Genomic DNA, 18,932 nt, shown 5'->3' with positions numbered 1-18,932 from the left:
GAGGGCCAGGTGCAAACGCCCGCTACCGGAGCGGCCACTCGCCCACAAATGTTCACAAATGCCCTGGAACCCGGCATTCCGGGCGGCAGTCAACTGATACGTGCGCTGTGGACCTGTCCGTCTGCAGCTGATGCCCGCCGCCCTTGCGGTGCGGGCCCTATCAGATTCACAGGTTCATTTCGACGAGGCCGAACTCATGAAAAAGCTGCTGATCACCTCTACCGCTGCTGTAATGCTGTCGATGGCCACGGGTGTCTTCGCGGCTGATCCCTCCAAGAGCGCCACGGCCGTCAATGGCTCCGCCACCACCGAGGTGCCGGGCAAGACTACCGTCAAAGGGGGTGCCGACGGCGGCGCCGAGGTGCCCTTCAAGAGCGACAAGCCCAACAAGGTCGACGCCCGCAACCAGAACAACATGCAGTAACCGCCTACCCCTGGCGGTAACGAAAAGCCCCGGCATGCCGGGGCTTTTTGCTGTCTGCCGTACCGACGGCGGACAAAACAAACCCCGCCGAAGCGGGGTCTGTGGAAACTGTGCAGCGGCCGGGCTTAGCGCCAGAACGGCTTGTGCATTTCCTGGTAGCGCTGGGCCTCGGTGATACCGGCGTCAGCCAGCATACGGGTATCCAGACGGGCCAGTTCATTGCGGCTGGCGATGCGACGCTGCCAGGTGGACAGGGTGGAGATAACGCGCAGGGCAGCGGGAACACGGGTGCTGGGCTTGGCGTTGTACAGCGAGGAACTGAAGGTGCGTTCCATGGTGGCTTTCCTTCCCGCTTGTGACGGGTACTGGTCATCGAATGGCGCCATTGTCTCGCCGGACGAGTGCTACCACCAGTAACAGTACAGGGAAAGGTTCGCGGATCACCTCGCACACAATTGCAACTGTACTGCTGCAATTTGGGTCATTCTGTAACGTATTGCACCATTGCAGTGCAAAATTTGGTTACCAGAGGGAACATCGCGGAAATCTGAGCTGTACAGTTGGCCTTTAGCCAACAAAACAGGAGTGCTGTTCTACCTGTTACCGCCCCTGCTGTCCAGCTTGAGAATGCCTCAGTGCTCCAGAAGGGAGCGCTCCCGACGCCTGGCGACGTCGGGAGCTTCTCGCGGTCAACGCGCGGCAGCAGCCAGGCTCGGCGCGGCGGGCTGGCGACGGCCGACCCAGGTGCCGATGGCCACGACCACCAGTGCCAGCAGACCGGTCGCCAGGATCTCGAAGCGATGGGCTTCACTGAACAGCATCACGGTCAGGGCACCGACGATGAAGACGATCACCGCCCAGGTCAGCCAGGGGAACAGCCACATGCGGAATTCCAGGTGCTCGCCACGGGCCATCAGCTTGCGTCTCAGGCGCAGCTGGGTGACGGCGATCACCAGGTAGACCAGCAGGGCCACGGCGCCGGAGGTGGACAGCAGGAAGCTGAACACCGCCTCGGGCATGGTGTAGTTGGCGATGGTGGTGAGGAAGCCCACGGCGGTACTGGCCAGCACCGCAGCCCGCGGCACACCGCTGCTGGAGGCCCGACCCAGCTTGGCCGGGGCATCGCCACGGCGAGCCAGCGAATAGAGCATGCGCGACGCGGTATAGAGTGCCGAGTTCAGGCAGCTGGCCACGGCGACCAGCACCACGCAGTCGACGATCAGCTTGGCGTTGGGAATCGATAGGATCTCCAGGGCACGCTGATAGGAGCCCACCAGCGGCAGCTGGGCATCGTTCCAGGGCACCATGGACACCACCAGGAAGATGGAGACCAGATAGAACAGCGCGATCCGCCAGATCACCGAGTTGGTGGCCCTGCTGATCTGCCGCGACGGGTCCTTGGACTCGGCGGCGGCGATGGTGACGATCTCGGTCCCCATGAAGCTGAACATGGTGGTCAGCAGGGCGCCCAGCACCGCGCCGAAGCCATTGGGCATGAAGCCGCCGGTATGGGCCATCAGGTTGCTCAGGCCACTGACCTCGCGACCCGGCAGGGCCCCGACCAGGGCCGCCGCGCCCAGGGCGATGAAGGCGACGATGGCGATGACCTTGAGCAGGGCGAACCAGAATTCGAACTCGCCGTACTTGGCGACGCTGAACAGGTTGGTCACGGTCAGGATGCCGGTGATGATCAGGGCGAACTGCCAGGTGGCGATCGCCGGGAACCAGGCACTGAGGATGGCCGCGGCGGCCACCGCCTCCAGCGGAATCACCAGCACCCAGAACCACCAGTACAGCCAGCCGATGGTGAAGCCGGCCCAGCGGCCGATGCCCTGCTGTGCATAAGAAGAAAAGGAACCGGTATCGGGCGAGGCGACGGCCATTTCACCCAGCATGCGCATGACCAGCACCACCAGGGTACCGGCCAGGGCGTAGGCCAGCAGTACGGCCGGGCCGGCCGCGGCGATGGCATGACCGGAGCCGACGAACAGGCCAGCACCGATCACCCCGGCGATGGACAACATGGTCACATGGCGCGGTTTGAGCGCCGGAGAGAGGCTGCATTCTACGTTGGACATAAGGTGTTACCTGACAACGGAAAGCCTCCCAAGTGCAACTTGCGCGCCATCCTCGCTGAAATCGGCACAAATCGAACTCAAAGGGTGCAGCGCCTCGCGGAAAGTGGCGAAAAAGCGGCGTTCTATCGGGCTATCGCGCTAACCATCTGATGTACAAAGCGATTTCTTTATGCACTGGCGCCTCTACGGCTTGCTTCGTTAGGTATCACCTTGTGCAACTTGCACTCTTATGGTGCTTGCAAAGGTGGAACCTTAGGTAACTCAGGGAGGACGTGAGGGCCGGCACCCTGCTCCGCATGGCTGGAAATGCCGCCTACGGCAGAAAGATCGCCATGCCTGGAGCGCCGCGACCAGTTGTCGCCGTACCTGGCTCACCCGAGGCCGCGCCCTATGCGCTTTTCCCTTCGCGATGGGAGAGAGGGAACTTGCCGGGCCACGCGACCTCTGCACAGCTGCGACAAAATGTAACCGCAGCCGGTAGATATTGGTAATATTCCAACATATTAGCTAGCTAACCATAAGCCCTGAGTTTTCACGTCGGGCACCTGATGAGACCCTGACCATGTCCGCAGACGATTCCGTCCCGGCCCGCCGCGACTTCCTGCGCAAGTCCCTGAGCCTGATTCCCGTGGTCGCCCTGGCGGGCGGTGCCCCCTCGGGCCTGGCCCTGGCCGCATCCACGACAGACGCCAAGCCGGGCAGCAGTCCGCGCGCCGACCACTATCAACCGGTGTTCTTCAACGCCGAGGAATGGGCCTTCGTGCAGGCCGCGGTGGCCCGGCTGATTCCGGCGGACGAACTCGGCCCGGGCGCACTGGAAGCCGGCGCGCCGGAATTCATCGACCGGCAGATGCAGACCGCCTATGCCCGCGGCGGCCTCTGGTACATGCAGGGTCCCTTCGCCGCCGATGCCGCACCGGAGATGGGCTACCAGAGTCGCCTGGTGCCCCAGGACCTCTATCGCCTGGGCATCGCCGCGATGAATCGCTGGACCCGTCAGCAGCACGGCAAGGTCTTCGCCGAGCTGGCACCCGCCGAGCAGGACGCGGCCCTCAAGGCCCTGGAAAGCGGTGACGCCGCGCTCGAGGGTGTGCCGGCCAAGCTGTTCTTCGCCCAGCTGCTGCAGAACACCAAGGAGGGCTTCTATTGCGATCCGCTGCATGGCGGTAACAAGCAACTGGTCGGCTGGAAGCTGGTGAATTTCCCCGGCGCCCGCGCCGACTTCATGGACTGGGTGGAGCGCGACGAGCGCTATCCGCTGCCGCCGGTCTCCATTCGCGGGGAGCGCGGTTGATGGCGAAGGTATTGCCCAGCAAGCAGGTAGTGATCGTCGGCTTCGGCTGGACCGGCGCCATCATGGCCAAGGAACTGACCGAGGCCGGCCTGGACGTGGTGGCCCTGGAACGCGGCAGCTACCGCGACACCTATCCCGACGGCTCCTATCCCCAGGTGATCGACGAACTCACCTACAGCATCCGCAAGAAGCTGTTCGTCGATGTCTCCAAGGAAACCGTCACCATCCGCCACAGCGTCAACGATGTCGCCCTGCCCAACCGCCAGCTCGGTGTCTTCCTGCCCGGCGATGGCGTGGGCGGCGCCGGCCTGCACTGGTCGGGGGTGCACTTCCGCGTCGATCCGGTGGAACTGCGCCTGCGCAGTCACTATGAAGAGCGCTACGGCAAGAAATTCATCCCCGACGGCATGACCATCCAGGACTTCGGCGTCAGCTACGGCGAGCTGGAGCCCTACTTCGACTTCGCCGAAAAGGTCTTTGGCACCTCGGGCACCGCCTGGAGCATCAAGGGCCAGGTCGTAGGCGACGGCAAGGGCGGCAATCCCTATGCCGCGGATCGCTCCAGCGACTTCCCGCTGCCGGCGCAAAAGAACACCGTCTCGGCGCAACTGTTCGAGAAGGCCACGCGGGACGTGGGTTATCACCCCTACAACCTGCCCTCGGCCAACACCTCGGGGCCCTACACCAACCCCTATGGGTGCCAGATGGGTCCCTGCAACTTCTGCGGCTACTGCAGCGGCTACGTCTGCTACATGTATTCCAAGGCCTCACCGAATCTCAACATCCTGCCGGCGCTCAAGCAGGAGCCGCGCTTCGAGTTGCGCAGCCAGGCCCATGTGCTCAGGGTCAATCTCGACAGCACCGGCAAGAAGGCCACCGGGGTGACCTACCTGGACGCCCAGGGCCAGGAGCTGGAACAGCCGGCCGACATCGTCATCCTCGCCGCCTTCCAGTTCAACAACGTGCGCCTCATGCTGCTGTCGGGCATTGGCCAGCCCTATGATCCCAGGACCGGCGAGGGCGTGGTCGGGCGCAACTTCGCCTACCAGAACATGGCCACCATCAAGGCCTTCTTCCGCCAGGACCAGCACCACACCAATCCCTTCATCGGCGCCGGTGGCAATGGCGTGGCGGTGGACGACTTCAACGCCGACAACTTCGACCACGGTCCGCACGGCTTCGTCGGCGGCTCGCCCATGTGGGTCAACCAGGCCGGCACCCGGCCCATCGCCGGGGCGGCCAATCCGCCCGGCACGCCGCAGTGGGGCAGTGCCTGGAAAAAGGCCCAGGCCGGCTACTACAACCATCAGCTGTCGATGGACGCCCACGGTGCGCACCAGTCCTATCGCGACAACTACCTGGACCTGGACCCCACCTACCGTGACGCCTATGGCCAGCCGCTGCTGCGCATGACCTTCGACTGGAAGGACAACGACATCCGCATGACCCGCTTCATGGCGGCCAAGATGAAGAAGATCGCCGAGGCCATGAGCCCCGAGCACATCAGCGTCTCGGTCAAGGAGTTCGGTGGTCACTTCAACACCGCCAGCTACCAGACCACCCACCTCAACGGTGGCGCCATCATGGGCACCGATCCCAAGACCAGCGCGGTCAATCGCTACCTGCAGAGCTGGGACGTGCACAACGTCTTCGTACCGGGCGCCTCGGCCTTTCCCCAGGGCCTGGGCTACAACCCCACCGGCCTGGTGGCGGCCCTGACCTACTGGTCGGCGCGTGCCATCCGCGAGCAGTACCTGAAGAATCCCGGCCCGCTGGTGCAGGCATGAGAGGCGCGCCCATGATCCTCCGTACCCTCGCGACCCTGCTGCTGGGCGCCGGCCTGACGCTGATGGCCCAGGCCGCCGAAGACACTGATCCGGCGCTGGTCAGGAAAGGCGAATACCTGGCTCGGGCCGGCGACTGCGTGGCCTGCCACACGGCGCCGGGCGGCCAGCCCTTCGCCGGCGGTCTGCCCATGCAGACGCCCATCGGCACCCTCTATTCCACCAACATCACCCCGGATCGGCAGACCGGCATCGGCGCCTACAGCTATGCCGACTTCGATGCCGCCATCCGCCAGGGTATCGCCAAGGAGGGTCATACCCTCTATCCGGCCATGCCCTACCCCTCCTATGCCCGGGTCAGCGAGGGCGACATGCGCGCCCTCTATGCCTACTTCATGCACAGCGTGACGCCGGTCGAGCAGGCCAATCGCGATAGCGACATTCCCTGGCCGCTGTCCATGCGCTGGCCCCTGGCGATCTGGCGCCAGCTGTTCGCGCCCGAGGTGGTGCAATTCCAGCCGGCCCCGGACCAGGATCCGGTGGTGGCTCGCGGCGCCTATCTGGTGGAAGGCCTCGGCCACTGCGGCGCCTGCCACACGCCGCGCGCCTTCACCATGCAGGAAAAGGCCCTCTCCCCTGCCGATGGCAAGGATTTCCTGGCCGGCAGCGCCCCTTTGGAAGGCTGGATCGCCAAGAATCTGCGCGGCGACCAGCGCGACGGCCTGGGTCGCTGGAGCGAAGCGCAGCTGGTGCAATTCCTCAAGACCGGGCGCTCCGCCGACAGCGCCGTGTTCGGCGGCATGACCGAGGTGGTGCAGCACAGCCTGCAGTACCTGAGCGACGCCGATTTGCAGGCCATCGCCCGGTACCTCAAGACCTTGCCGGCCAAGGATCCGCACGATGTGCCCTTCCAGGCCGACGGGCGCGCCGCCGCGGCGCTCTGGCGCGGCGATGACAGTGCCCGGGGCGCCCAGGTCTATGTGGACAACTGCGCCGCCTGCCACCGCACCGATGGCCAGGGTTACGACCGGGTGTTCCCGGCGCTGGCCGGCAATCCGGTGCTGCGTACGGCGGATGCCAGTTCGCTGATCAACATCGTGCTCAAGGGCGGCACCCTGCCCGGCCTGCACACCGCGCCATCGATGATCGTCATGCCGCCCTTCGGCTGGCGCCTGAACGATGCCCAGGTGGCCGACGTGGTCAGCTTCATCCGCGCCAGCTGGGGCAACGACGCCGCCCCGGTCAAGGCCACCGAGGTCGCCAAGTGGCGCACCGACGATACGCGCACTACCTCCGGCGACGATCTTGGCCAGGCCTTCGGTCACGCTCAGCCAGAGTCGCGCGAAGCGGGCAAGTAGCGGACGAAGGGGCGCGACTTCGCCTATAAAGACAGGCCGCCCCCGGAGATGCCTGGATGTCCTGCGTACTACACCTGCTCAACGCCAGCGGTCGTCTGGACCCCTGGCGCTCCATCCTGCAGGAGACCTTCACCGATGCCCTGACCCGTATCGCTGCGCACCTGCCCGAGCAACGGGTAGACGTGGTGGTGCAGGCGGGCACCTGGGTGATCCCTGAGTTGGGTCTGAATGGCTACAGCCCGGACGCCGAGCGGATGTTTCTGACCCTGGACCCCGACAGCCCGCACCTGCAGCAAGCCTTCCCTGACAGCTTCACCGCCCTGCTTGGCCACGAACTGCACCACTGCCTGCGGTATGCCGGCCCCGGTTATGGCAGCACACTGGGTGAAGCCCTGGTCAGCGAAGGCCTGGCCTGCCAATTCGAGCGCGAGCTGATTGGCCGGCTGCCGTTCTATGCCCAGGCCGTCCCCCAGGAAATGGCGGCACACTGGGAAGCACTAGGTGCGGAACTGGGCCAACCGTACGATCAAGCCCGCTGGTTCTTTGGCAGTGGCGACCTGCCTCGCCACCTAGGTTATGCTCTGGGCAGCTGGCGAGTCGGTCGGTACCTGCAGCGTTACGGCCTGACGGCTGCCACCAGCGGGCAACGCCCTGCTGATACCTTCCTCGCAGGATGATCTCAACGCCGCAGCCAATCCGGCTCGACCGCGGCGAACACCCCCGCCAGCCACTCGACCCAGGCGCGTACCCGCGGTGAGGTCTGGCTGGCCAGGGGGTAGACCGCCGCCAGCGGCAAGTCCGGCGGTGGCTGGTCGGGCAGGACTTCGCACAGCCGGCCGGCCGCCAGGTCCGCCGCCACGTGATAGCGCGGCGCCTGGATCAGGCCCAGCCCGGCCAGGGCGGCACCGACATAGACGTCGGCGCCGCTGAGGGTCAACCGTCCGGGCTGATCCAGGCAGTGCAGCTCACCCTGGCGCCGGAATTCGAAGGGCAGCCGACGACCGCTGCGCTGGGAGCGGTAGTGCACCAGCTGGTGCTGGGCGAGATCCGCGAGGCTGTCCGGCCGGCCCTGGTGCGCCAGGTAGTCCGGACTGGCACAGGTCACCTGCACCAGCTCGCCCAGCGCCTGGGCGGCCAGGCCTTCGTCGAGCAGGGGTCCGCTGCGCAGCACGCAGTCGATGCCCTCGCCGATCACGTCCACCGGTCGATCGTCGGCGCTGACGACCAGCTCCAGCTCCGGATAGCGGCGACAGAAGTCCGGCAGCGCCGGTATCACCAGCGCCCGCCCCAGGGCACCGGGCAGATCGACGCGCAGCCGACCGCGTGGCTGACGCCGCCGCTGGCTGAAGGCGCCTTCGATGTCATCCAGCTCGGCCAGCCAGCCGACGCAGCGCTCGTAGTAGGCGGCGCCGTCCAGGGTCGGGCTGACCCGCCGGGTGGTGCGATGCAGCAGCGTCACCCCGAGGTGGGCTTCCAGCTGCTGCACCAGCAGCGTCGCCATCGCCGCCGACAAGCCGAGATCGGCGGCCGCCCGGCTGAAGGAGCGGCGCTCGACGATCCGCACGAAGCCGCGCATGGCTCCCAGTCGGTCCACGATTCTTCAACCCCATCGAATACTGTCTGTCTAGATAGCAGCTTTGTTCAAGCTGGCTCAATAGCAAGACTGAGCCGGTCTTTCACGAACGGAGCGTACGTCATGCTGCAACGACAACTGGGCCGCGATGGCCCGCAGGTATCCGCCATGGGGCTGGGCTGCATGGGCATGAGCGAGTTCTATGGCGCCACCGACGCGAGCGAGGCCCTGGCCACCCTGGACCTCGCCCTGGAACGCGGTGTGACCCTGCTGGATACCGCCGATGCCTATGGTCCTCATCACAACGAGGAATTGCTGGGCCGAGCCCTGCGCGGACGCCGCGAACAGGTATTCCTGGCCAGCAAGTTCGGCCTGGTGCGCAGCGAAGATCCCAATACCCGTGGGGTGCATGGCCGGCCCGACTACGTGCGTCAGGCGGTGGAGGGCAGTCTGCGCCGGCTGGGCATCGAGCATCTTGATCTCTACTACCAGCACCGGGTCGATCCCGAGGTGCCGATCGAAGAGACGGTTGGCGCCATGGCCGAGCTGGTGCAGGCCGGCAAGGTGCGTTACCTGGGGCTGAGCGAGGCCTCCAGCGCGACCCTGATCCGCGCCCAGCGGGTCCATCCCATCGCGGCCCTGCAGAGCGAGTTTTCGCTCTGGTCACGCGATCCCCAGGAACACGGCGTGCTCGCCACCTGCCGCGAACTGGGAGTCGCCCTGGTGGCCTACAGCCCGCTCGGCCGCGGTTTTCTCACCGGCGCCCTAAAATCACCGGAGGATTTCGCCGCGGATGACTATCGCCGCCTGAGTCCGCGCTTCCAGGGCGATAACTTTCAGCGCAATCTGGCGCTGGTGGATCAGGTACGCGCCCTGGCCAGCGCCAAGGGCATAACGCCCGGCCAGCTGGCCCTGGCCTGGGTACTGGCCCAGGGCGAGGACATCGTGCCCATCCCGGGCACCCGGCGACGAGCTTATCTACTGGAAAATCTCGCGGCGCTCGAGGTGCAGTTGAGCACAGCCGAAAGCGCCGAACTTGACCGACTGTTCACCCCGGAACGGGTGGCCGGTACGCGCTATCCCGCCGCCTGGATGCAGCTCGTCGAGCGCTAGTGACCATCAAGCCCGTCGCCGACCGACGGGCTTGCACGGTTGGCACCGATCCTGCTAGCTTGATCGGGTTAGTACCAAGCTGACCCCAATCGCTGGACGCCTTTCCGCTCGATGTAGCAGCGCGAAACAAGCGTCATCCAGATCAAACCGATCCCTCGATTGCTCAGGATCTGCCGCCCTGGCCTCTGAATCTCGTGCCCGGCCGGTTGCCTGCCTTCCCAAGTACTTACCTGCATGCCTGGGCACCTTGCCCACACGCTGCCTTCCTCCAGCCAGAGATTCAGCCGTCGGCCGTTATGGGTACGAGGTTGCTGGAGTTATTTCACCGCGCCGACTGAGCGTGGGTCCCAAGGATAGACAGATGAACATTCAAAATCAGGCCATCGCGGCCATGCAACACCTTCAAGCGGCCTTTGCACCGTTCCAATGCATCACCACCCCGGCTTCGCGCAAGGGCGGTTTCAGCTTTACCGTGGTCGACGAGCGCGGTGTCGCCTGTCGCAGCGAGCGTCTCTATCCCGAGCAGTACAACGCTGCGGCCGGGCTGGAACGCGTCATCGAACGTACCCGCCGCGCCCTGGTGGCCTGAAGCGCCACACGAGTGCCGGACGCATCACGGTTTCCGTGATGCCCATGCCGGCAGCCTCCATCTGCGGTATGTTTGGCACAGCTTCGCGTAGGCGTGAGCCAAACAATGAATCCCAAGATGGAGGTCGCATGTCGCAAGTCGTATTCATCCGCCATGGCCAGTCGGCGTGGAACCTGGAAAACCGCTTCAGTGGCTGGGCGGATGTGGATCTGACCGAACAGGGGATCCGCGAGGCCCACGAAGGCGGCCAGGCGCTCAAGGACGCCGGCTTCCTCTTCGACGTGGCCCATGTTTCGGTGCTCAAGCGCGCCGTGCGGACCCTGTGGCACGTGCAGGAAGGCATGGACCAGATGTGGCTGCCGGTGGTGAGCGACTGGCGCCTCAATGAGCGTCACTATGGCGGCCTGACCGGCCTCAACAAGTCCGAGACCGCGGCCAAGTACGGCGAAGAGCAGGTACTGGTCTGGCGCCGCAGCTACGACGTGCCGCCGCCCGAGCAGAGCGTCGAGGAGCAGCAGGCCCTGGCCGCAGATCCGCGCTATGCCGGTCTGTCGCTGGACCAGGTGCCGCGCACCGAATGCCTCAAGGATTGCGTCGAGCGCGTCCTGCCCTACTGGAACGAAGTCCTGGCCCCGGCCATCCGCAGTGGCCAGCGCGTGCTGGTGGTCGCCCATGGCAACTCCATGCGTGCCCTGATCAAGTACCTGGACAACATCTCCGACAGCGACATCGTCAGCCTCAACATCCCCAACGGCGTGCCGCTGGTGTACGAGTTCGACGAGAATCTCAAGCCCACCAAGCACTACTACCTGGCCGACCCGGACGAGGTCGCCGCTAAGATGGCCGCGGTGGCCAATCAGGGCAAGGCGAAGTAAGGCACCTTTCGTCCGTCCCCTGGTGGAGACCTTGTACGGTTTTCCACAGGGGCGACAAGGTGTGAGCGGTGGATAAGGCTGAGCCCATTATCCACCCTATCGACTGCTGACCTATCGCGATCATGGGTCGCCGTAGGTTGGGTTGAGCGCAGCGAAGCCCAACAGGTCTCGCCTCAAGTGCTGGCCATGTTGGGCTTCGACGGTGAAGCTGTCGCAGCCCAACCTACGATACTCAATCGTAGCAGCGGTCGCATCGGCGGACCGCCATGGCCGCGATTACCCATGTGCCTGGCGTTTTCCACAATCAGGGTCGCCGGTGAACGGTGGGCAGGGCTGGCGCCGTTATCCACCCTGCCTCAGGTGCGACCCTTCGGTCGTGGCACCACCCGGGCTTCACCCAGGACGCCTTCTTGCTGGGCGCCCTCGTCCTGCCCGGCCTGAATCTCTTCGTCGGCTTCCACGCCCCCGTCGCCTGGCGTCTTCTCGCCCTTCTCCTTGCCTTCGTTGCTGTGGTGCTCGATCACCGCGTTGATTTCCGCGCCGAACAGCAGCACCGCTGAAGACAGATAGAAGTACAGCAAGAGCACGATGATGGCGCCGATGCTGCCGTAGGTGGCGTTGTAGTTGGCGAAGTTCTGCACGTAGTAGCCAAAGCCCAGGGACGCCAGGATCCAGACCACCACCGCCAGTACCGAGCCCGGGGTGATGAAGCGGAAGCTCTGCTTCACGTCCGGGGTAACGTAGTAGAGCGCCGCCACGGCGATCATCAGCAGGAACACCGCCAGCGGCCAGCGAATCAGCGCCCAGAGGGTCACCATGTAGTCTTCCAGCCCTACATAGGCGGCCAGCCAGTTCATCACCTGGGGCCCGAGCACCATGAGCGCGGCGGCGCTGAGCAGGATTCCGGCGAGGCCGATGGTATGCAGCACCGACAGCGGAATGCGCTTCCAGGCCGGACGGCTTTCCACCACGTCATAGGCGCTGTTCATGGCGGTCATCAGCGAGCGGAAGCCACCGGACGCGGACCAGAGGGCAATGATGATACTGAAGGACAGCAGCCCGCCCTTCTGCGTCTGCAACTGGTCGATGATGGGATTGACCGTATCCAGGGCAGTGGGCGGCAACAGGTAGGCGGCCTGTTCGCGCAGGAAGGTGAAGAAGTCAGGCAGGTGCAGGAAGCCGATCAGGGCGATCAGGAACAGCAGGAAAGGAAACAGCGAAAACAGCATCTGGTAGGCCAGCGCCGCTGCATAGGTGGGCATGTCGTCGGCCACGAATTCCTGGACGGCACGCTTGATGAGGGTGAACGGCGAAACGCCGCGCAGGCTGAAGGCAAACAAGGACATGACGGCTCCTGACGAACGTTCCTCACGAAGGATTCCTGGAGCGGACCTGCCCGGCCCGCACCCGGCGGCTTTGCAGGTCCGCCCTACCTTCAGAGTGGCGGCAGCCGGGTTGGTTGCGCCCTGACGTCAGAAGCCGGAACCCGAGGCATCCCGGCAGGCAGCGATCTCGGCGGCCGTAGGCGTCCTGAGTTCCTCTATCCCGCGGCTTTCATCGAAACGGATGAAGCCGGCGGCGGCGAATTCGCGCAGCCAGCCATCCATGGGCCAGAGCCCCCAGCGGGCCTGGAAGCGCCGGGCGTTCTCCAGGATGCTGGCGAAATGGTTGAGTGGTGGGTGATAGGTCGGATGGTACTGGTGGAAGGCCCGCGCCTCGGCCTGGTAGACGGGTACCCCCGCCTCACGAGCGCGAAAGGCGAAGTCGGTATCCTCGCCGCCATAGCCGCGATAACCCTCGTCGAAGCCACCGATGCGACCGAAGGTGGCGCGGGTACAGGCGAAGTTGAGCGACCAGAACAGCGGATGGGGAATCGTCTCGCCCGGCGGACGATCCCGGTGCAGGGGGTGGACGACACCGCTGGCGCGCAGCTCCTCCGGCGTCCAGTCGCCTTCCGCGATGCCGGCCGGCAGGTAGTGGACGAAGCCCTGGTGCAGCGCCGCTGGGCGCGCGGTCAGCGCCTGGCGATAGGCATCGAGCAATCCGGGCGCGGGGATGCAGTCCACGTCGAGAAACACCAGATCCTCGCCTGGTGCGGCGGCTACGGCGGCATTGCGCGCGGCGGCCAGGGGCAGGATAGCGTCGCCTGCCACGCCAAGCACCTGAATCGGAAAGCCTGGGCTGTGCAGTGCACGCGGCGGCTCGTTCATCTGCACCACCACCAGGGCCGCCGGAGGCGTCGGTGCCAATTCCAGCCCACGGATGAGATTGGCCAGTTGCCGCGCGCGACCTTGGACCAGGGTCAGGACGATCATGCCAGCACCTCCTGGGCGACCTGCCGGATACAGACGGCGGCGCGCCGGGCACCCTGGCCGTCGCTTATCGCCGCCCAGCGCTCGGGATCGAGCCCGCGGGTCCTGGCCAGCAGTTCCGGCCAGGCGTCGTCGGCAGGCCAGCTTTCGCCGGTGATCGCCAGGCCCTGCGCAGCCAGCAGGCGGCCGGTGGACAGTTGCTCGTCGAAGGGCCGGGCATCCGGCAGACAGAGGAAACGACAGCGCAGGTCGGCCAGTTCCGCCACCAGGCTGTCACCCGCCGAGCCGACCACCAGCTCGGCACGGGTCAGCCAGGGTGCGGGATCGGCGACGCTGCCCAGGAAGCTCAGATTGGCCGGCGCCGCGGTGGCGTCGTCCAGCACCGGACCCAGCACCGTCCAGTGCCAGTCGGGACAGGCCCGGGCCGCCGCGACCAGCCGGGCGCGCCCGAAGGCGGTGCCACCATGGCCGGCGATGACGGTGACCGTGCCGGGCTGGCGGAGGCAGTCGGGATGCTGCCCGGCATAGCGCGACAGGCTGCCGGCATAGCAGGTCTTGGCCCGCCAGGGCGCCGGGGCGGCAGGCTCTTCCAGGCATTCCGGATAGGGCGCCAGCAGGCGACTGGCACTGGCGTAGGCCAGTTCGTGGGCGGCATCGAAGCGACTGCCGCGCTGGCGCAGGTAGATCGTCGGCACGCCGCAAAGCCGGGCCAGCAGCGCCACCTCCACCGAGACGTCGACCACCAGCAGGCAGGGCCAGGCGTGGCGGAACCAGTCCACCAGCAGGCCCATGCGCTCGCGCAACCCTGCCACGCCCAGCGGCGCATAGTGCAGGCAGGCGAAGGCTTCGCCTTCGACGCCCGGGGCCACGTCGGGCGGCAGCGGGCAGAGCCGGACGTTGGGCAGCGCCACCTGCTCGGGCAGGCGACTGCCGAACAGGGTCAAGGGGCCGTCGAACGCGGCGGCGATGGCCAGGGCGCGGGTCACGTGGCCGGCGCCATGATGATGGGCGTAGTAACCGATGTTCAGCTTAGTCACGGGCAGTCTAGCCACGGGCCACCCGGCCGGCGGCGACATCGGCGAGCAGGCGCTCGTAGCGGTCGATCATCAGCCGGTGGCTCCACTGCGCCTCGGCCCGCGCCCGGCAGGCGTCGCGGGACAGCGACAGGGCTTCGCGCAGAGCCGCCGCCAGGGCCGGCACATCGCCCGCCGGGGCCAGGGCGCCGGTCTCGGCGGTGAGCAGTTCCGGCAGGGCGCCACGGGCGAAGGCGGCGACCGGCGTGCCACAGGCCAGGGCCTCGGCGACGATCAGGCCGAAGGGTTCGTCCCAGCAGGGCGTGACCAGGCAGGCACGGGCCTGGGCGACTTCGACCGCCAGGGCGGTACGGTCCAGGTGACCGAGGTAGACAGCCTGCGCGCCCAGGCGCGGCGCGATCTCCTGGCGGAAATAGCGCTCGTCGGTGGCCTGGCCGGCCAGGCGCAGGGGTACGCCGGCCTCGCGCGCGGCATCCAGCGCCAGGTGCGGCCCCTTGTCCGGCACCAGGCGGCCGAACCAGAGGGCATGGTCGCCGATCGGCGTAGCGCGCGGGCGCCAGGCGTCGAGGTCGATGCCGTTGGGAATCACGTGACAGGCCGGCGCCAGATGCGCCCAGTTGTCGGAATTGGCCTGGGAGACGGTGCAGTAGTGGCCGCCACCGCGCTTGTGCAATTCGCCGATGGCGTTGATCAGCTCGAAGAACGGCGGGGTGTGCAGCACCGTGAGCATGGGCGTGCGGATCAGCCCGGACATGGTCACCGGCACATAGTGCAGGGCGTTGTTGAAGATGACGTCGAAGCCATGGCCATCGATGCGCTGCAGGCAGTCGAGATAGCCGTGGTGCTCGTCGAGGTACTCGGAGCTGAGCACGTTGCGCTTGCGTCGGCAGCCGTCCGCGCCGTAGTTGCCATCGTCGAGGATGGGCACCACCTCCAGCTCCGGCGCCGAGGCCGAACTGGCGAACAGCGTCACCGCGTGGCCACGTTCGCGCAGTTGCAGGGTGATGTCGTAGGTGAAGGCTTCGAGACCACCGGCGAAGGGCTGGCGTACCGGGTGTTTCACGTGGGTGAGAATGCCTATGCGCATGAAACCGTCCGCCTGCTGTTGCCTGTCATCCCACCGTCCTTATCGCGAGCCGCTGGTTGATAGGAGTCTCAGCGACGGGAATTGGTTGTGCGCTTCGTCGTGAAAGCCGCGCGGCGGGCAAACCTCCGAAGCGGACCAGGGGTCAGCTTTCCTGGACCCGTATTCCCAGCAGACGACGGAGGTTTCCATGCGTTATGAACTGCACTACTGGCCCAGCATCCAGGGCCGCGGCGAATTCGTCCGCCTGGCGCTCGAAGAGGCCGGCGCAAGCTATCTGGATGTCGGCAATGCCCCGGAGGACGAAGGCCTGGGCATACCCGCCATGGAGGACTACCTGCAAGGCCAGAAGACCCGCCGCCCGCCCTTCGCCCCGCCCTTTCTCAAGGCCGGCGACGAAGTCGTCTCCCATGTCGCCAACATCCTCCAGTTCCTCGGGCCACGGCTGGACCTGGTACCGGCCGATGAAGAATCCCGCTTCTGGGTCCACGGCCTGCAGCTGACCATCACCGACCTCACCGCCGAGGCCCACGACGTCCATCATCCGGTGGCCCTTTCCCTGACCTACGAAGAGCAGCAGGACGAGGCCCGGCGGCGGGCCAAGGCCTTTGCCGGCGAGCGGATCCGTACCTACCTGAGCTACTTCGAGCGGGTGCTGGGCTTCAACCCGGCAGGCGACAGCTGGCTGGTGGGCGAGCGGCGCTCCTATGTCGACCTGTCGCTGTTCCAGGTGGTGGCCGGCCTGACCTACGCCTTCCCCAACGCCATGCTGCGGCTGGCGCCGGAGATCCCCCGGGTGCTGACCGTGGCCGAGCGGGTGGCCGCGCTACCCAACATCGCCGCCTACCTGGCCTCGCCACGCCGCCTGGCCTTCAGCGAAAACGGCATCTTCCGCCATTATCCGGAGCTGGATCCGGCCTGACCGGCAAAAGAAAAGGCCGCCCTGGGGCGGCCTTTTCACTGCAGCTGGACTCAGGCGCGGTCGATGGTGTTCTTGACCGCTTCCTTGCCCTTGCCGACGTTCTTTTGCAACTTGCCTTCGGCTTCCTGGGCACGACCCTCGCCTTTCATGCGCGAGTTGTCGGTGGCTTCGCCGACGCCTTGCTTGACCTTGCCGGCCACTTCATTGGCGGTACCCTTGATCTTGTCGCTGGTGCTGCTCATATCAGTCTCCCTGGGATCGCACAGGCAGTGCGCCTGTAAAATCCGACTCCGGCTCTAGCCGGGTGGTTTCGACCATTCGTCGCACAGCGCAGCACCTGGACGCCTTGGGTAGCGGCGCTGGAAGCCTTTAGACTTCCCGCCCCTTTTCGTGAGCGACTGCCCAGGCGCGGTTCCCGGCGGGAACGTTGCGCGGGGCCGCCTCTCCAACTTCCACACCCCTTCACCGGAGACTTCTGATGTCGCTGAGCCAATTCGACAACCTGCCGGGCGTGACCGCCCAGCCCGACGCCGCCACCCGCGAGTTCGTCTTCAACCACACCATGCTGCGGGTCAAGAACCTGGAGACCTCGCTGGACTTCTACACCCGCGTGCTGGGTTTCACCGTGGTCGATCACAAGGACTTCCCGAACGCCAAGTTCAGCCTGACCTTCCTTGCCCTGGTCGATCGCACCCAGGTGCCGGAAGATCCGCAGGCCCGCCAGCAGTGGCGCAAGTCCACCCCGGGCATTCTCGAACTGACCCATAACCACGGTACCGAAGACGATGCCGGCTTCAGCTACCACAATGGCAACAGCGATCCGCGCGGCTTCGGCCACACCTGCGTGGCGGTCCCGGACATCCGCGCCGCCTGCGAGCGCTTCGAGCAGCTGGGCGTGGCCTTCCAGAAGCGCCTGACCGACGGCAGCATGAAGGAAATCGCCTTCATCAAGGACCCCGATGGTTACTGGGTCGAGGTCATCCAGTTCACCCCGCTGTCCTGATGCCTCCGGGCCCGGCGTTCGCTGGGCCCACCCCTGCCTGTCCTTCTGAAGACATCCGACGACTTTTCGGCGCTTAACTGATACCGACTGGCTCCAGGCCATCGACGCCTGTTCGCGCCTTTGGCGTACTGCTGGCGAAAAGCCTTACCAAAGTCGTATTGCGCACCCCAGCCAGCGACGTCGTCAGAGAGTCCAACATGAACAAAACAACAAGAATTCGTACCGGGATGTACAGCGTGCTCAGCCTGTTCGTCGCCTGCCTGCTGCTGGCTTGCCTCTATGGGTGGCTCAACGCCCGGACCAGTGCCCAGCAGATCCGCGACCTGGACAGTCTGACCATGGACCAGTTGGACAAGGTCAACAACGCCGCCACCTGGATCAGCCGCGCCAGCGCCAACTCCCATACCGCCATGCTCGATCGGGTCAACGGCGATGCAGCCAAGGCCGAGAAAGGCGTGAAGCTGGCGCTGGAGCGGCTGGACATCGCCCGCAAGCTGATCACCGACATGCAGGCCAGCGTCAGCGATCCCAAGCTGAGTGGCCAGATCGAAGCCATGCTCAAGGCCTTCGACGCCTACAAGGTCATCGTCGAAGGGCAGATCGCCGCCTGCCGCGCCGGCGATCTGCCGGGCTACATCCGTATCAGCGACGGGGCCAAGGGGGCCAGCACGGCCTTCGCTGATACCCGTCAGGTCTTCACCGACGAGATCACCAGCCGTATCGACGCCACCCTGGTCGCCTCCGAGAGTCGCGTCTTGCAAGCCGAGATACGCACCCTGCTACTGGTCGGCCTGACCCTGCTGCTGGCGGTGCTCTCCGGCTGGTTCATCGCGCGCCGGGTGCTGGCCCCGCTCAACGAAGCCGGCGAGCACTTCGCCGCCATGAGCGAAGGCGATCTGACCCGCCGTATCGAGGTGCGCAGCCATGACGAGATCGGCCAGCTGTTCGCCGGCCTCGCCACCCTGCAGAGCCGCCAGCGCGACACCCTGGCCCAGCTCAATCGCACCGCCGAGCAACTCGACAGCGCCGCCCAGGAACTGGGCGAGGTGACGGCCCAGAGCAACCGCACCCTGAATCAGCAACAGCAGGAACTGGAACAGGCCGTGACGGCGGTGACCGAGATGACCACCGCCGTGGAAGAGGTGGCACGTAATGCCGCGTCCACCTCGGATACCGCCCGCGAATCCGATCGCCTGGCCGCGGGCAGTCGCGGCCAGGTGGCCCAGGTGCTCAGCGAATTGCAGAGCATGCAGACCACGGTCAACGAAAGCGAAACCGTGATCGCCAGCCTGGCGCAGCAGGCCAATCAGATCGGCAAGGTGCTGGACGTGATCCGCGCGGTCTCCGAGCAGACCAACCTGCTGGCGCTCAACGCCGCCATCGAGGCGGCGCGCGCCGGCGACGCCGGCCGTGGGGTGGCCGGGGTGGGCGCCGCGGTGCGCCGCCGGGCCCCGCGCCCCCCCCAGTCCCCCCGGGAGCTGTGTGGTTT

Annotated in this window: 19 protein-coding genes; 11 read left to right on the top strand and 8 right to left on the bottom strand. The window is 66.0% G+C overall.

Features of this window, described 5'->3' with window-relative positions; translation table 11 throughout:
- The first annotated feature begins 196 nt into the window (after nt 1–196).
- The gene (locus QMX82_RS19905) at nt 197–424 is read left to right on the top strand and encodes a hypothetical protein (RefSeq protein WP_158889668.1); all 228 of its coding nucleotides are present in this window, start codon (nt 197–199) and stop codon (nt 422–424) included.
- A 125-nt stretch (nt 425–549) separates the two neighbouring features.
- Here the strand turns inward: QMX82_RS19905 and QMX82_RS19900 are convergent, their stop codons facing one another.
- On the bottom strand, nt 550–759 hold the full coding sequence (locus QMX82_RS19900; protein ID WP_133860393.1) for a DUF1127 domain-containing protein: 210 nt from the start codon (nt 757–759) through the stop codon (nt 550–552).
- A 354-nt stretch (nt 760–1,113) separates the two neighbouring features.
- The gene (gabP, locus tag QMX82_RS19895) at nt 1,114–2,502 is read right to left on the bottom strand and encodes a GABA permease (protein WP_282286814.1); all 1,389 of its coding nucleotides are present in this window, start codon (nt 2,500–2,502) and stop codon (nt 1,114–1,116) included.
- 562 nt (nt 2,503–3,064) lie between these two features.
- Between gabP and QMX82_RS19890 the strand changes: the two genes are divergently transcribed.
- The 4 genes from QMX82_RS19890 to QMX82_RS19875 are packed head-to-tail and all read left to right on the top strand — an operon-like array spanning nt 3,065 to nt 7,615.
- On the top strand, nt 3,065–3,796 hold the full coding sequence (locus QMX82_RS19890; protein WP_208693203.1) for a gluconate 2-dehydrogenase subunit 3 family protein: 732 nt from the start codon (nt 3,065–3,067) through the stop codon (nt 3,794–3,796).
- Nucleotides 3,796–5,583, top strand: a complete 1,788-nt coding sequence (locus tag QMX82_RS19885) for a GMC family oxidoreductase (RefSeq protein ID WP_282286812.1) — start codon at nt 3,796–3,798, stop codon at nt 5,581–5,583. The genes QMX82_RS19890 and QMX82_RS19885 overlap by 1 nt, the downstream gene beginning before the upstream one ends.
- An 11-nt stretch (nt 5,584–5,594) precedes the next feature.
- Entirely contained in the window at nt 5,595–6,938 is a 1,344-nt protein-coding gene (locus QMX82_RS19880) for a cytochrome c (RefSeq protein WP_282286810.1), read from the top strand.
- 56 nt (nt 6,939–6,994) lie between these two features.
- Nucleotides 6,995–7,615, top strand: coding sequence for a DUF2268 domain-containing putative Zn-dependent protease (locus tag QMX82_RS19875; RefSeq protein WP_282286809.1), 621 nt, complete (start codon nt 6,995–6,997; stop codon nt 7,613–7,615).
- 2 nt (nt 7,616–7,617) lie between these two features.
- Here the strand turns inward: QMX82_RS19875 and QMX82_RS19870 are convergent, their stop codons facing one another.
- Nucleotides 7,618–8,532 carry a LysR family transcriptional regulator gene (locus QMX82_RS19870; RefSeq protein WP_282286807.1) on the bottom strand — a complete coding sequence of 305 codons (915 nt, stop codon included), beginning with the start codon at nt 8,530–8,532 and terminating at the stop codon, nt 7,618–7,620.
- 102 nt (nt 8,533–8,634) lie between these two features.
- Here QMX82_RS19870 and QMX82_RS19865 point away from each other — a divergent pair, with 102 nt between their 5' ends.
- The 3 genes from QMX82_RS19865 (at nt 8,635) to gpmA (ending at nt 11,088) form a co-directional block, all read left to right on the top strand.
- Nucleotides 8,635–9,624, top strand: a complete 990-nt coding sequence (locus tag QMX82_RS19865; protein WP_282286800.1) for an aldo/keto reductase — start codon at nt 8,635–8,637, stop codon at nt 9,622–9,624.
- 361 nt (nt 9,625–9,985) lie between these two features.
- Nucleotides 9,986–10,213 carry a hypothetical protein gene (locus QMX82_RS19860; protein WP_059316634.1) on the top strand — a complete coding sequence of 76 codons (228 nt, stop codon included), beginning with the start codon at nt 9,986–9,988 and terminating at the stop codon, nt 10,211–10,213.
- A 128-nt stretch (nt 10,214–10,341) separates the two neighbouring features.
- On the top strand, nt 10,342–11,088 hold the full coding sequence (gpmA, locus tag QMX82_RS19855) for a 2,3-diphosphoglycerate-dependent phosphoglycerate mutase (RefSeq protein WP_044341142.1): 747 nt from the start codon (nt 10,342–10,344) through the stop codon (nt 11,086–11,088).
- 356 nt (nt 11,089–11,444) lie between these two features.
- Here the strand turns inward: gpmA and QMX82_RS19850 are convergent, their stop codons facing one another.
- From QMX82_RS19850 to QMX82_RS19835, 4 genes are all read right to left on the bottom strand, one after another.
- The gene (locus QMX82_RS19850) at nt 11,445–12,434 is read right to left on the bottom strand and encodes a YihY/virulence factor BrkB family protein (RefSeq protein ID WP_208693208.1); all 990 of its coding nucleotides are present in this window, start codon (nt 12,432–12,434) and stop codon (nt 11,445–11,447) included.
- Between the two features lie 126 nt (nt 12,435–12,560).
- Nucleotides 12,561–13,403, bottom strand: coding sequence for a glycosyltransferase family 2 protein (locus QMX82_RS19845; protein ID WP_282286793.1), 843 nt, complete (start codon nt 13,401–13,403; stop codon nt 12,561–12,563).
- The gene (locus tag QMX82_RS19840) at nt 13,400–14,437 is read right to left on the bottom strand and encodes a hypothetical protein (RefSeq protein ID WP_282286791.1); all 1,038 of its coding nucleotides are present in this window, start codon (nt 14,435–14,437) and stop codon (nt 13,400–13,402) included. The genes QMX82_RS19845 and QMX82_RS19840 overlap by 4 nt, the downstream gene beginning before the upstream one ends.
- Nucleotides 14,438–14,444: 7 nt before the next feature.
- Nucleotides 14,445–15,521, bottom strand: a complete 1,077-nt coding sequence (locus tag QMX82_RS19835; protein WP_282286788.1) for a glycosyltransferase — start codon at nt 15,519–15,521, stop codon at nt 14,445–14,447.
- Between the two features lie 187 nt (nt 15,522–15,708).
- Between QMX82_RS19835 and QMX82_RS19830 the strand changes: the two genes are divergently transcribed.
- Nucleotides 15,709–16,440, top strand: coding sequence for a glutathione S-transferase (locus QMX82_RS19830; RefSeq protein ID WP_282286786.1), 732 nt, complete (start codon nt 15,709–15,711; stop codon nt 16,438–16,440).
- A 50-nt stretch (nt 16,441–16,490) separates the two neighbouring features.
- Here the strand turns inward: QMX82_RS19830 and QMX82_RS19825 are convergent, their stop codons facing one another.
- The gene (locus QMX82_RS19825) at nt 16,491–16,682 is read right to left on the bottom strand and encodes a CsbD family protein (RefSeq protein ID WP_208693213.1); all 192 of its coding nucleotides are present in this window, start codon (nt 16,680–16,682) and stop codon (nt 16,491–16,493) included.
- 236 nt (nt 16,683–16,918) lie between these two features.
- Here QMX82_RS19825 and gloA point away from each other — a divergent pair, with 236 nt between their 5' ends.
- Both gloA and QMX82_RS19815 read left to right on the top strand, forming a co-directional pair.
- A complete protein-coding gene (gene gloA, locus QMX82_RS19820; RefSeq protein ID WP_282286783.1) occupies nt 16,919–17,443 on the top strand; it encodes a lactoylglutathione lyase in 525 nt (174 codons plus the stop codon).
- Nucleotides 17,444–17,640: 197 nt separating this feature from the next.
- A partial coding sequence (locus tag QMX82_RS19815) for a methyl-accepting chemotaxis protein (RefSeq protein WP_282286781.1) occupies nt 17,641–18,932 on the top strand: 1,292 nt, incomplete at its 3' end.

The organism is Pseudomonas sp. PS02302, assembly GCF_029959585.1.
GTDB lineage: Bacteria > Pseudomonadota > Gammaproteobacteria > Pseudomonadales > Pseudomonadaceae > Chryseomonas > Chryseomonas aestiva.
The sequence above is the reverse complement of the archived record's forward strand: the minus strand, read 5'-3'. Positions and strand labels throughout refer to the sequence as shown.

Bases quoted from the DNA above. Each gene is read 5' to 3' on its own strand.
- QMX82_RS19905 (WP_158889668.1), top strand. From the start codon at position 197: ATGAAAAAGCTGCTGATCACCTCTACCGCTGCTGTAATGCTGTCGATG.
- QMX82_RS19900 (WP_133860393.1), bottom strand. From the start codon at position 759: ATGGAACGCACCTTCAGTTCCTCGCTGTACAACGCCAAGCCCAGCACC.
- gabP (WP_282286814.1), bottom strand. From the start codon at position 2,502: ATGTCCAACGTAGAATGCAGCCTCTCTCCGGCGCTCAAACCGCGCCAT.
- QMX82_RS19890 (WP_208693203.1), top strand. From the start codon at position 3,065: ATGTCCGCAGACGATTCCGTCCCGGCCCGCCGCGACTTCCTGCGCAAG.
- QMX82_RS19885 (WP_282286812.1), top strand. From the start codon at position 3,796: ATGGCGAAGGTATTGCCCAGCAAGCAGGTAGTGATCGTCGGCTTCGGC.
- QMX82_RS19880 (WP_282286810.1), top strand. From the start codon at position 5,595: ATGATCCTCCGTACCCTCGCGACCCTGCTGCTGGGCGCCGGCCTGACG.
- QMX82_RS19875 (WP_282286809.1), top strand. From the start codon at position 6,995: ATGTCCTGCGTACTACACCTGCTCAACGCCAGCGGTCGTCTGGACCCC.
- QMX82_RS19865 (WP_282286800.1), top strand. From the start codon at position 8,635: ATGCTGCAACGACAACTGGGCCGCGATGGCCCGCAGGTATCCGCCATG.
- QMX82_RS19860 (WP_059316634.1), top strand. From the start codon at position 9,986: ATGAACATTCAAAATCAGGCCATCGCGGCCATGCAACACCTTCAAGCG.
- gpmA (WP_044341142.1), top strand. From the start codon at position 10,342: ATGTCGCAAGTCGTATTCATCCGCCATGGCCAGTCGGCGTGGAACCTG.
- QMX82_RS19850 (WP_208693208.1), bottom strand. From the start codon at position 12,434: ATGTCCTTGTTTGCCTTCAGCCTGCGCGGCGTTTCGCCGTTCACCCTC.
- QMX82_RS19845 (WP_282286793.1), bottom strand. From the start codon at position 13,403: ATGATCGTCCTGACCCTGGTCCAAGGTCGCGCGCGGCAACTGGCCAAT.
- QMX82_RS19835 (WP_282286788.1), bottom strand. From the start codon at position 15,521: ATGCGCATAGGCATTCTCACCCACGTGAAACACCCGGTACGCCAGCCC.
- QMX82_RS19830 (WP_282286786.1), top strand. From the start codon at position 15,709: ATGCGTTATGAACTGCACTACTGGCCCAGCATCCAGGGCCGCGGCGAA.
- QMX82_RS19825 (WP_208693213.1), bottom strand. From the start codon at position 16,682: ATGAGCAGCACCAGCGACAAGATCAAGGGTACCGCCAATGAAGTGGCC.
- gloA (WP_282286783.1), top strand. From the start codon at position 16,919: ATGTCGCTGAGCCAATTCGACAACCTGCCGGGCGTGACCGCCCAGCCC.